This window comes from Alkaliphilus serpentinus (genome assembly GCF_009017255.1).
Lineage (GTDB): Bacteria > Bacillota > Clostridia > Peptostreptococcales > Natronincolaceae > Alkaliphilus_D > Alkaliphilus_D serpentinus.
The window spans coordinates 55,547-68,158 of sequence record NZ_WBZB01000006.1 but is presented as its reverse complement, the minus strand read 5'-3'; the positions used below and the strand labels follow the sequence as shown (position 1 = coordinate 68,158).

12 protein-coding genes, 1 riboswitch and 1 other annotated feature are annotated in these 12,612 nt (G+C 37.5%); of the genes, 11 read left to right on the top strand and 1 reads right to left on the bottom strand.

Going from position 1 to position 12,612, the window contains the following annotated elements:
• Positions 1-167 precede the first annotated feature (167 nt).
• The 9 genes from F8153_RS01965 to F8153_RS01925 all read left to right on the top strand — a co-directional run bounded on the left by F8153_RS01965 (position 168) and on the right by F8153_RS01925 (position 8,958).
• A complete protein-coding gene (locus F8153_RS01965) occupies positions 168-521 on the top strand; it encodes a lipopolysaccharide assembly protein LapA domain-containing protein (protein WP_151864668.1) in 354 nt (117 codons plus the stop codon).
• A gap of 264 nt (positions 522-785) precedes the next feature.
• On the top strand, positions 786-1,481 hold the full coding sequence (locus F8153_RS01960) for a TVP38/TMEM64 family protein (protein ID WP_151864667.1): 696 nt from the start codon (positions 786-788) through the stop codon (positions 1,479-1,481).
• A gap of 149 nt (positions 1,482-1,630) precedes the next feature.
• Complete coding sequence (locus F8153_RS01955; protein WP_151864666.1) at positions 1,631-2,500, top strand: DUF6671 family protein; 870 nt, start codon at positions 1,631-1,633, stop codon at positions 2,498-2,500.
• A gap of 118 nt (positions 2,501-2,618) precedes the next feature.
• A riboswitch (cobalamin riboswitch) is annotated at positions 2,619-2,799 on the top strand.
• A 181-nt stretch (positions 2,800-2,980) separates the two neighbouring features.
• Positions 2,981-3,523 (top strand): bifunctional adenosylcobinamide kinase/adenosylcobinamide-phosphate guanylyltransferase, encoded by a 543-nt coding sequence (cobU, locus tag F8153_RS01950; RefSeq protein WP_151864665.1) that lies wholly within the window; start codon positions 2,981-2,983, stop codon positions 3,521-3,523.
• Positions 3,524-4,267 carry an adenosylcobinamide-GDP ribazoletransferase gene (cobS, locus tag F8153_RS01945; RefSeq protein ID WP_151864664.1) on the top strand — a complete coding sequence of 248 codons (744 nt, stop codon included), beginning with the start codon at positions 3,524-3,526 and terminating at the stop codon, positions 4,265-4,267. It begins immediately after the preceding gene.
• Positions 4,268-4,273: 6 nt separating this feature from the next.
• The gene (locus F8153_RS01940) at positions 4,274-5,320 is read left to right on the top strand and encodes a pyridoxal phosphate-dependent aminotransferase (RefSeq protein WP_151864663.1); all 1,047 of its coding nucleotides are present in this window, start codon (positions 4,274-4,276) and stop codon (positions 5,318-5,320) included.
• Positions 5,321-5,382: 62 nt separating this feature from the next.
• The gene (cobT, locus tag F8153_RS01935) at positions 5,383-6,450 is read left to right on the top strand and encodes a nicotinate-nucleotide--dimethylbenzimidazole phosphoribosyltransferase (protein WP_151864662.1); all 1,068 of its coding nucleotides are present in this window, start codon (positions 5,383-5,385) and stop codon (positions 6,448-6,450) included.
• Positions 6,451-6,500: 50 nt separating this feature from the next.
• Positions 6,501-8,012, top strand: coding sequence for a cobyric acid synthase (locus tag F8153_RS01930; RefSeq protein WP_151864661.1), 1,512 nt, complete (start codon positions 6,501-6,503; stop codon positions 8,010-8,012).
• Positions 8,005-8,958 (top strand): cobalamin biosynthesis protein, encoded by a 954-nt coding sequence (locus F8153_RS01925; protein WP_151864660.1) that lies wholly within the window; start codon positions 8,005-8,007, stop codon positions 8,956-8,958. The genes F8153_RS01930 and F8153_RS01925 overlap by 8 nt, the downstream gene beginning before the upstream one ends.
• Before the next feature lie 185 nt (positions 8,959-9,143).
• On the opposite strand, the gene F8153_RS01920 is transcribed toward F8153_RS01925, so the two are convergent.
• Positions 9,144-9,563, bottom strand: coding sequence for a DUF3221 domain-containing protein (locus F8153_RS01920; protein WP_192929613.1), 420 nt, complete (start codon positions 9,561-9,563; stop codon positions 9,144-9,146).
• A 178-nt stretch (positions 9,564-9,741) separates the two neighbouring features.
• On the opposite strand from F8153_RS01920, the gene F8153_RS01915 reads away from it, so the two are divergent.
• Both F8153_RS01915 and thrS read left to right on the top strand, forming a co-directional pair.
• A complete protein-coding gene (locus F8153_RS01915) occupies positions 9,742-10,320 on the top strand; it encodes a 4Fe-4S binding protein (protein ID WP_151864658.1) in 579 nt (192 codons plus the stop codon).
• A gap of 69 nt (positions 10,321-10,389) precedes the next feature.
• Positions 10,390-10,614, top strand: a binding site (T-box leader).
• Between the two features lie 42 nt (positions 10,615-10,656).
• The gene (gene thrS / locus F8153_RS01910; RefSeq protein ID WP_151864657.1) at positions 10,657-12,606 is read left to right on the top strand and encodes a threonine--tRNA ligase; all 1,950 of its coding nucleotides are present in this window, start codon (positions 10,657-10,659) and stop codon (positions 12,604-12,606) included.
• Positions 12,607-12,612 lie beyond the last annotated feature (6 nt).

The following is a 12,612-nucleotide window of genomic DNA, read 5'->3' as shown; positions in this document are numbered from 1 at the left end:
CAAAAGCATTTTAACCATAAATATTAACGCATGAAATGCTTTTGTTCTTAGTGAATCAACAATATTAGGTCAGAACCTCGTTAAGAAGGCAATTGTATTGGGTATCTATTAAATATAGACTTAAAGATACAACTTAAAAACCTTTATTGATAAAAGGGAGGTGCCATATGCAAAAGAAGATCATTGTTATTTTAATACTATCCATAATCATTGCAGTATTTGCTATCCTAAATGCAAAAGCAGTACCCATCAACTTAATATTTCTTGAAATGAATGTATCTGTAGCATTAATAATTTTAATATCTGCAAGCTTAGGGGCTATTATTGTTTATTTCATCGATACTCATATAAGGATTAAGAACAATAAGAAATATAAAAGTCTAGAGAAGGAATCTATTACCTTGACTTCTAAAAACCAAGAGTTGACGGAGGTTATTACTGAACAACAGAAAGAAATAGCACAGTTAAAGGAAGAACTAGCATCCTTATCATTAAAGAACCATAGCGACAATCATAATTAAAGACATTGTATATTAGAAAACCCATTGATGGATAAACTCAATGGGTATTTTTATTGAATAATTTTGTAAGGAATAAGCTTTTAGCAAAAATGAAATATATTCATTCTGATTAACTCATAATATAGATGAATCAACTAGCTAACTTACGAATCACTTTCTTAATCCAGAGATACCTTGGGATAAGGTAGTATAAAGTAACTGTTATTGTAGAAGAATGTCATCTGACTAAAGTGATACCATATTAAGACAGAAGTGGAGAAGGCCATGAAGAGAAGACAGGTTAGAAAAAAATTGATGATACTTATTGTGATAATCATAATTGTAATAGCAGTAGCACTATGGAAATATCCATTATGGAATTTATTGTCCATAATAGAATATCTGAAGAAATTTACAACCACAGTAAGAAATCTAGGATATTTAGGCTTATTACTTTATCTTGTCGCCTTTACATTAGGAACAATGCTATTTTTACCAAGTCTACCCTTTGCATTATTTGGGGGCATTACCTATGGTAGTACCTTAGGTATTATATATGCTTCCATAGGAGATATCTTAGGTGCTTCCTTGGCCTTTGTTATAGGAAGATATTTTATGAGGGAGCGGATAGAAAGAGTACTACAAAAATATAAAACCTTCCATGAAATAAATGAAGGGGTAAAACATGACGGTTGGCGTATTATTGTTTTAACCCGAATGGTTCCCCTAATCCCCCATTGGCTTCAAAATTACGCCTATGGACTAACCTCCGTGGGTTTTCTAACTTATGCTTTGGTATCTTTATTATGTATAGCTCCTACAACTGCTGTTTGGATTATCGTTGTAAACACCTTGGGTAGAGGAGAAAAAGATGCAAATAAGATTATTTTTTATTTAGCAATTGCAGCAGTGGTGATTGTCCTTCTTTCATATATTCCCAAATGGATTTATAAAAAGAAAATGCTGGCTAAGGAAAAATAATTAGTATATCTTGATATTGACAACTAAATTTCTTTAATATAAAAATAGGTTAAAGAAAGCTTGAAAAATTTATTTAGAAGATTTGAGTCGTAAATAAATCAGTGAATGATATAGTTTATTAATACTTTTGAAGGGAGTCAAACTAGTAGATGGATAAAGAAAGGGTTGTAAAAGGATTTTTTAATAATCGTTTAGGGGCTTTAGCGACTATGCATAAAAAAGAATCTGTAATAGCTCCAATACTTGAAGGAGAGCTAGGAATAAAGATAATTGTACCCCAGGATTTTAATACAGATGAATTTGGCACCTTCACAAAAGACATAGAACGGATGGGGAACCAATTGGAAGCAGCCAAATATAAGGCAGAGGCAGTAATGTCACTAACAGGAGAAACCATAGGACTGGCTAGTGAAGGCTCCTTTGGACCCCATCCCTTTAGCCCTTTTTTACCCTTCAATAGAGAAATTGTAATATTGATGGATCAAGAGAATGATTTAGAGATTGTTGGAGAAGCCACAACCTCCGATACCAATTTTAATCACAAGACCATAAAAACCCTTGAAGAAGCCTACCAATTTGCCCTAACAGCTGGTTTTCCAGAGCACGGAGTAGTTATAAGCACCAAGGAACCTAATCGAAGTGAGATATATAAAGGGATAACAACTAAGAAGGACCTTGAAGATGCAGTTAGTTTGGCTTTGTTAAAGTCTATTGATGGTGAATTTTCTATCGAAACCGACATGAGGGCTCTATACAACCCCACCCGTATGAAGGTTATAGAGGCTGCCACAAGGGATCTTGTTAAAAAAATATATACCCTTTGCCCCAAATGCTTATGGCCAGGATTTCAGTTAATGGAAAGAAGACCTGGTCTACCCTGTGAATGGTGTGGAATGCCTACAGAGTTAACCTTAAGTCTCTTATATAGCTGTAAAAAATGTGGATTTAAAGAAGAAAAGCTTTATCCCGACGGAATCAAAAAAGCAGACCCAGGAAGATGCAATTACTGTAATCCCTAATTAAGGGATCCTTTAATGATGAAGCATATTAAAACTATTGGCTGACTATATTTCAATGGCAGTTGATAAAGAAATTATTATGTGCTAAAATTAGGCAAAAGAGTAATACGATATTAAAAAGTGAATAATTTGTTTAGGTACCTTAATAAGGGTTTAAAAGAGAAAGTGGTTAAAATCCGCTGCAGCCCCCGCTACTGTATACGACGACAAATCCCAATGCCACTGGTGAATTCCTCACTGGGAAGGTGGGAGGAGGTTGAATCGTGAGCCAGGAGACCTGCCTAAAACAAGATGCTACACTTCGGAGGGAAGTATTTAGGCAATTTAGTTTTAATATGCAGATTGTAGATGACCCTTTGCCTTATGGTGAAGGTTTTTTTGTTACATGAACCATATTAAATAATACCCCTCTGCCATTGGCTGAGGTTTTTTTGATTTCTAAATAATTAGAAGAAAATAAAGTTGAAGGAAGGTGATGATATGGGAAGGATAATTTTAGTAACAGGAGGAGCAAGAAGTGGTAAAAGTACCTTTGCTGAAGGATTGGTTAAAAATGAAAAAGAAGTTGTATATATTGCTACATCAAGGATTTGCGATGATGAAATGCAGGAAAGGGTAAATATCCACAGACAAAACCGCCCACAGGAATGGAGAACTGCTGAGGCTACTGAGGAACTAAGGAAGGTGGTTAAAGATGAAAGATACTATCTACTGGACTGTTTAACAATTATGACTTCTAATATCCTCTTTGATTTAACCAAGGATATGGACATAATTGATGTTGGTGTACAAAAGAGGGTGGAGGAAAAGGTAGTAAAGGAAGTAGAGGAGATCATAAATAAAGTACAGTCTATTGAAGGGAGTCTTGTTATGGTAACAAATGAAGTAGGTCTAAGTATTGTCCCAGAAAACCATGTGGGGCGGGTATATCGGGATATTATAGGAAGGGTTAATCAGCGGGTGGCTGCCCTCTGTGATGAAGTATACTTGGTGGTATGCGGCCTTCCCCTGAGAATTAAATAGATGTTAAAAGCTCTTATTTTAACCCTTCAATTTTTAACAAGATTCCCTATAAATGTTTCTATCGAGGTGAATCGTAAAACCCTAGCAAAGGGAACGACTTTTTATCCCTTTGTAGGAATGCTAATCGGTGCTATAGCTGCAGTTATATACTATGGCTTAAGCTATATTAGTATGGATGTTGCTGCACTAGGCGGAGTATTTGCCATTATATTTGTTACAGGAGGCCTCCATCTAGATGGTCTAGCCGATACCGCAGATGGATTTTTTTCTTCAAGACCTAGGGAGAAAATACTTGAAATTATGAAGGATAGCCATGTTGGAGCCTTCGGTGTAGTAGCAATCGTATCTAATATTCTGGGAAAATACATTCTTCTTAAGGATATGGAGGCTCTATATGGAGGATTGGCCCTGATTCTTTCCTGTGGAATAGGTAGAATGGCCTCAGCTATGCTTTTTACCTTTGGTAAAAGCGCAAGACCCGGTGGCCTGGGAGATATGGTAACAAACAATCATAATAAAGGCTATTTTATTGTAGGTCTGATGTTATTTGGGATTACAGGCTTTATCATGGCTGAAATTGCCTTTATTGTATCATTACTAACTGTCCTATTATTTTCATTATTGCTGATGGCTTACTCCTATAGGGTTATAGGAGGCTTAACAGGAGATGTTTATGGTGCAGCCTGTGAAATGGGAGAGATGATGAGCTTAACGATTTTCTTGATGTTTATGTTATGGAGGTGATGATTGATGAAGCATGGGGGAGATACTCTTAGCTTCCAACATTTATATAATGGAGAGATTCTAGATTTTAGCAGTAATATTAACCCCTTAGGGCCTCCTGAGGGATTAAAAGAGTATATTATGGAGGCCTTTGATGACTTAAGGGTGTATCCAGATATTCAGTATCGACACCTGAAGGAAGAAATTGCCCAGTATCTGGGATGTGGGGCTACCGAGGTCGTCGTTGGAAATGGAGCCATGGATATTATCCACACCCTTTGTATCCTCTTCGATCGAGTAATAGTGCCCTATCCCTCCTTTATAGAATACATAGAGCAGCCCCAAATTCTAGGTAAGGAAGTTGTTAAGGTAAAGCTTAGTGAAGATTTTGAGATCCAACCAGAGGAACTACTACCTCATTTGCATAGGGGCAATTTGCTGATCCTTGGGAATCCCAATAACCCAACTGGAAAAAGAATCTCTAAGGATGTGCTGATAAGCCTTCATCAGGAAATTAAAGAAAAGGGAGCTTTTCTAGTTTTGGATGAGGTCTTCTGGGAATTTTGTGATATGGATTATGACAGTATTCAATTGTTTAGAGGTAGCAATCATGTTTGTGTCCTAAGGGCTGCAACTAAATTTTTCGCCTTACCAGGTATTCGGCTAGGCTATGGATATACATCTGAAGCTATGGCAAAAGAATATCATAAAGGGGCCCTACCTTGGAGTGTAAACACCTTTGCCGATGCAGCTGGGAGAAGGATTTTTAGGGAAAGGGATTATATTGAAAAATCTAAGAGGTATATGGCTGAGGAAAGAAATTTTATGCTGAAGGAATTGAAAATAATAAAACCGATAAAGGTTTTTCAAACCCATTGTAACTTTATATTGATTCAGCTATTACAGGATACAGAAGAGGATCTATTTAATCACATGATTAAGGAGGGAATTATGATCCGAAAGGCCTCCACCTTCGAAGGCCTAGATAATCGCTATATTCGGATTGCTATTAAGGACAGAGGCAGTAACCTTCGCCTCATAGAGTCCTTTAAGCACTATTTTAAACATCAATAAATTAGAAGAAAGGATAATGTATCAATGAAATTTTGAATAATTTCATAATACAGGGTGATTACATGAGTATTTTAAATAAGGTTCTTGGAGGCATAAAGCCTCTGGATAATGAAGCACAAGTTAAGACTGCTGAAAGATTAGATTCCCTTATAAAACCCATTGGAAGCCTAGGGAAGCTAGAGAGTTTAGCCATTCAAATTGCTGGTATAACAGGAGAAGTATTAAACAAGACGGATAAAAAATGCATGGTGGTTATGGCTGCAGACAATGGTGTTGTTGAGGAAGGGGTAAGCAGTGCTCCTCAAGATATAACTGCTATTCAAACCATTAACATGATGAATGGATTAACAGCCATAAGTGTTTTATCTAAACAAGCAAAGAGTGATTTAAAGGTAGTGGATATTGGCATATGCCATGATATTTCCCATGAAAAACTAATCTCTAGAAAGATCCGGATGGGAACAGGGAATATTGCCAAGGGGCCAGCTATGGATAGAGCCGAAGCAATTCAAGGAATTGAAGTAGGCATTGATATTGTTCAAGATCTACATAAAGAAGGCTACAACTTAATTGGGACGGGGGAGATGGGTATTGGAAATACCTCCACCTCTTCAGCCATCTTAATAGCTTTAACGGGAGCAACCCTTGAAGCAGCCGTGGGAATGGGAGCAGGCTTAAGCCCTGAAGCCTTTGAAAAAAAGAAGGAAGTCATAGGAAGGGCCATTGAGATCAATAAACCTGATAAAGCTGATCCTATTGATGTTCTTGCAAAGGTTGGAGGTTTGGATATTGCCGGCCTTGTGGGCTGTTTTCTAGGGGCAAGCTACTATAGAATCCCCATAGTGATTGATGGAGTTATTTCGGCAGTTGCAGCCCTTCTGGCCTATAAACTAAATCCCCTTACACGGGAGTATATGATTCCATCCCATTCTTCTTTAGAGCCATCCTACAGGTTGATTATGAAGGAGATGAATTTGGAGCCAAATCTATATCTAAATATGCGTCTTGGTGAAGGAACAGGCTGTCCCTTGATGTTTCAAATTATTGATGCCTCCATGGCTATATTAAAGGATATGGCCACCTTCCAAGAGATGTCTATGAACAATGACTTTTTAATTGATATTAGATAAAAATAAATTAGATTATATACTAAAATACTAAAAGCTAGTAGGTGAAGTGTATGAATAAAAGCATCATGGTACAGGGAACGGCATCTTCGGTGGGTAAGAGTATTTTAGCTACAGCCCTTTGTAGGATATTTACTCAGGATGGCTATAATACAGTACCCTTTAAATCACAAAATATGTCCCTAAATTCCTATATAACTTATGAAGGACATGAGATGGGTAGGGCCCAGGTAATGCAAGCAGAAGCAGCAGGAAAGGCCCCCAATGCTAAAATGAATCCCATTTTATTAAAGCCTACCGGGGATTGCAAGTCTCAGATAATCGTAAATGGTGTAGTACAAAGGGATATGGAGGTTAGTGAGTACTTTAGATATAAACTTCAGTTAAAAGAAATGATACAAGCAACAATTGTTGAACTTATCACTGATCATGATATAGTAGTGATTGAAGGGGCAGGAAGTCCTGCTGAAATTAACCTAAAGGAACAGGACATAGTGAATATGGGTATGGCTAAAATGGCTAAATCACCAGTTATTCTGGTTGGTGATATAGATAAGGGAGGAGTTTTTGCCTCATTATTTGGAACCATTATGTTGTTAGATGAAGATGAAAGAAGGATGATTAAAGGGGTCATTATCAACAAGTTCAGAGGTAGCCTAGAGCTTTTAAGGCCAGGCCTTAATATGCTTCAAGATCTTATAAATGTCCCAGTACTGGGGGTTATTCCCCATTTTGACCTTAATCTTGAAGATGAAGATAGTGTAACCGATTGGTCTAAATATGGTAATAATCTAGAGGGAGATTTAGAAGTAGCAGTTATAAGGCTTCCAAGGATATCAAACTTTACAGATTTTAATGCCTTTAAGCTCCATGGGGATGTTAGGCTTAGATTTGTAGGTATAAATGAGGAATTGGGAACTCCGGATTTAGTAATTATTCCAGGAAGCAAAAGTACAATTGCTGATCTTAATGAACTGAAGAATGCGAAGATGGATAAGCAAATTCTAAAGGCCCATGAAAATGGAAGTACTATCTTCGGTATTTGTGGTGGATTTCAAATCTTAGGAAAAGAAATAAAGGACCCCAACAAAATCGAATCTCAGGAAATCGAGAATATTGAGGGGCTAGGTCTATTACCTGTAGAAACCATCTTCGAGAAGAACAAGGTTACCACTTTAACTGAAGGATTAGATAATCTATTCCATACAAATATTAGGGGCTATGAGATTCATATGGGTAGAACGAAAGTGTTAGAAAACCCTTCAAGCTTAATTCAAATTAATCGTAGAAATGGTTTGAACTATAGTAATACAGATGATGGCATGGTGAATCATGACCATACTGTATTTGGCACCTATATCCATGGAATATTTGATAATTCAAAATTTACTCGAAGTCTCCTAAACAAGATCCGGGAAGGAAGGGGTATGAAGGTCTTTGAAAAGGAAGTAATGGATTATCAAAGTCATAAAGAAGAACAATATGATCAATTAGCCAGTATAGTACGTAATCATCTTGATATGAATGCTATTTACGGGATTATAAAGGATGGTATAGATGATTAGCTATTGGATGGCTTTTTTGATAGACTCTATTATAGGAGACCCTTATTGGTTTCCTCATCCAGTAAAGCTTATGGGGGCATATATTAAGGCTGTAGAAAAAGCCCTTAGAAGGATCACTTCAAGCAGCATAGGCCTAAGGCTGGGTGGATTTTTTCTAACATTTTCAACTGTGGCCTTAACCTATATATGGGTCTTTTTCATCTTATTCATCATAAAGGAAATAAACCTCTATCTATTCTACTTAATAAATGTCTTACTCCTTTGGACAACACTGGCTGCAAAGTGCCTAAAGGATGAGGCTACAAAGGTATATAGGGCCTTAAAGGAAGATCATATCCTTAAGGCTAGAAGGCTTTTATCCTACATTGTGGGTCGAGATACCGAGAGCTTAGATGAAAGTCAAATTACTAAGGCAACCATAGAAACAGTAATTGAGAATACCTCTGATGGAGTGATCGCTCCATTGCTTTATATGTTTGTAGGAGGGGCCCCTATGGCTATGGCCTATAAAGCAGTAAATACCTTAGACTCCATGGTGGGCTATAAAAATAAAAAATATCGTGATTTTGGGTATGCTTCGGCAAAGCTAGATGATATAGTCAATTACATACCAGCAAGGATAACGGGACTGTTGCTAGTATTGGCTTCAGGTTTCTTAGGCCTAAATGTAAAGGAAAGCTATAGAATCATGATAAGAGATCGTAAAAACCATAGTAGCCCCAATTGTGGATATCCAGAGGCAGCAGCAGCTGGAGCCTTAGGTATTCAATTGGGTGGAGCCAACTATTATTTTGGTCAGGTGGTGATTAAGCCAACCATTGGAGATGACATTAGGAGGGCTACCTATGAAGATATATCAACAGCAATTAAGCTTATGTATAGATCTTCAGCTCTAGCTCTATTGCTATTTACCCTCTTCCACCTAGTTATTGAATTTGTGACATAGAGCACTTTGTTCATAAACTCCCTCAAACTGTTGGGAAGTTTTTTGCTTAAATTTCAAACCCTATAGAACCACCTTTGAGCTTGCAGATACAGAGGTATGTAAGGGCCACTGGTCAATTAGATAAACCAACAACCTAAAAATCTCCCACAGATATCATCTGTGGGAGACTAAAAAGGGTGTAGGAACTAATCTTCATCCTCGTTAACTGGTTCTTTAGGGATAATATTGATTTGTTTTGCCGTTGCTTGTACTGGATAACTTTCAAGGACAGGACCTTCAAAGAAAACATTTACATACATTCCTACTTCTAAATCTTCGTAACCAACAGGATCGTTGGTGTATATTTTAGTGGATTCTAGAACCGTTACATAAGCTTCTTGATAGGTAGCTCCATTGTTTTCAGATCCTTCAACGTAGATTATACCTAAGGCCTCACCTTCAGCTGATTTTATTTCCTTTATATAACCTGCAACTCCATACTCCACCAACTGAGAACTATTAGCATCAGCAGGAGGAGTAGATCCTGGACTATCGAAGTAAAACAAACTAACTAAAGCAATCACAGCCAAAGCGATTACTAAAAAACCAATATTCGTTTTTTTCATTCTCATCTTCCTCCCTTCTGTTGTATTTTTGTCCTTATATTAATAGGACGTAATTCATCTAAAAAAGTTCCCTCTAATTAATTAGTCACAATTGACATTCAGAGAAAGATTTTATATAATACATATACCCCCCACTAGTATGGGGGAGTTATTTTGATGATTAGAAGGGATGACAAATATGAAAAAAATAAAAACCAACTATCTATTTATCATAACCATTGTTTTTTTCGCACTTGGTTTTGTAAATATTCTTTTTGGTATACTGGGTTTTTTATGTATGCTAATACCTATAGTTCTTTTGATAAAGGACCGAAAAAAGACTTGGTGCCAAAGGTATTGTCCTAGGGCTAATTTATTTACAACCCTATTTCAAGGAAGGTCATTAACCGGTAAGGCTGCCCCTAAATGGCTTACAAAGGGAAAGGTTAAATGGTTTGTACTAGCTTACTTTGGAATGAATCTTTTGATACTTACCATGTCTACTATTATGGTATTCAGGGGTAGAGTAGAGCCTATGGAGTATTTAAGACTTACAATTGCTTTTAGACTTCCATGGGATGTGCCTCAGCTTATAAGTGCTGGACCAGCTGCCAACTGGGCCCTTCATTTAGCCTATAGGTTTTATTCCATGATGCTGACCACGACAATAACAGGCCTAATACTAGGATGGGTATACCTTCCAAGAACCTGGTGTACAATATGTCCCATTAATACTATTTCAGATGTTAGTTTAAAAAATATGAAGAGGGCAGCTTAAATATAATCTGTAAAAACCCTATTGACATATACAAAATTAGAGATATAATTGAAATAATAATAAAAATCATTATTGGCGTTGAAGGGGAAGAGTAACCCTTGTAGTCAATCCCTAGAGAGGCGTTTCAAGGCTGTAAGAACGCTGTTTGACTGAGTGTGTGAAAACTAACCCTGAGCTGTGGTGGATTAGTGGCAAAGCCATGAAATATCACCGGTGGGAATCGTTAATATCCGTCAAAGAGGTTTTTACAAAACAATTTGGGTGGAACCGCGAATCATGACATTCGTCCCAGCAGTATGGGATTGAATGTCTTTTAATTTTTTGGAGGTGAAAAAAATGTCAATTAAGGTTACTTTAAAGGATGGATATGTAAGAGAGATTGAAAAGGGTACTACAGTTTATGAAGTGGCAAAGGAAATTAGTGGACGTTTAGGAAAGGAAGCTATGGCGGGTACCATTGATGGAGAGGTGGTGGATCTACGTACTCCGATTACAAAGGATAGTGAATTGAGTATTTTAAGATTCGAGGATGAAGGAGGAAGGGATGCCTTTAGACATACCTCCGCTCATGTCTTAGCTCAAGCCGTTAAAAGGCTTTACCCCAATGCAAAATTGGCCATAGGCCCTGCCATCGATAGAGGCTTCTACTATGATTTTGATGTAGAAAAGCCCTTTAAACCTGAGGAATTGGAAATCATTGAAAAAGAAATGGAAAAGATCATAAGTGAAAAGCTGGATATTGAATACTATCAGCTTCCGAGAGAAGAGGCCATTGACTTTTATAAAGAACAAGAGGAAATTTACAAGGTGGAGTTAATTGAAGGTCTTCCAGAGGATGCGGTTATATCCTTTTATAAGCAAGGGGAATTTACTGACCTTTGTGCCGGACCCCATCTACTTTCTACAGGAGGAATTAAAGGAATTAAGCTTTTAAACGCTACTGGAGCCTATTGGCGGGGTGACGAGAAAAATAAAATCCTTCAAAGAATTTATGGTGTAAGCTTCCCTAAAAAGAGTCAACTGGAAGAGCATTTAGCTATGCTGGAGGAAGCTAAGAAACGAGATCACAACAAAATTGGTAGGGAGCTTGAGCTTTTCACCACTGTTGATGTCATCGGTCAAGGACTGCCATTATTGATGCCTAAAGGAGCTAAGGTTGTTCAGATTCTTCAAAGATTTGTTGAAGATGAAGAGGAAAGACGTGGCTATAAGCTCACCAAAACTCCATTTATGGCAAAGTCAGATCTTTATAAAATCTCTGGCCATTGGAATTTATATAGGGATGGTATGTTTGTGATTCCTGAAGGTGAAGAGGAGGATGATGCCCTTGCCCTTAGACCAATGACTTGCCCCTTCCAATTTTATATTTATAAGGCTAAGCAAAGAAGCTACAGGGATCTTCCAATAAGATTAGCTGAAACCTCAACCCTCTTTAGAAATGAATCCTCTGGAGAAATGCACGGCCTTATAAGGGTAAGGCAATTCACAATATCCGAAGGTCATTTAATGGTAACCCCAGAACAACTGGAAGAGGAGTTTAAGGGTGTAGTGAATCTTGTTGATTATATGATGAATACCATAGGGATTGCAGAGGATGTATCTTATCGTTTCTCAAAGTGGGATCCAAACAACAAGTCAAAATACGTTGGTGATCCAGATCAGTGGGAAACAACTCAGGATACCATGAGGGAAATCCTGAATCACCTAGAATTGGATTATGTTGAAGCTGAGGGAGAAGCGGCCTTCTATGGTCCAAAGCTAGATATCCAATTTAAAAATGTTCATGGAAAGGAAGACACCATCATAACTGTTCAGATAGACTTCTCACTGGCTGACAGATTTGATATGACTTATATCGATAAGGATGGAGAGAAGAAGCGACCCATTATTATCCATAGAACCTCAATAGGATGCTATGAAAGAACCTTGGCGATGCTAATTGAAAAATATGCAGGTAAGTTCCCAACCTGGTTGGCACCGGTTCAAGTAAAGGTTTTACCAATCTCTGATCGCTTTAAGGACTATGCTGGTGATGTGGTAACAAATCTTCAGCGTTCAGGCTTTAGGGTGGAATTAGATGATAGGGCTGAAAAAATCGGATATAAAATCCGTGAAGCTCAGCTGGAAAAGGTACCTTATATGCTAATTGTAGGGGAGAAGGAAGTGGAAGATGGACTTGTGGCTGTAAGAAGCCGTTCTGAGGGAGATTTAGGACAAATGACCTTAGAAGACTATAAAGCCAAAATTACTAAGGAAGTTCAAGATAAAACACTAAATTATCAGTAAAATAAA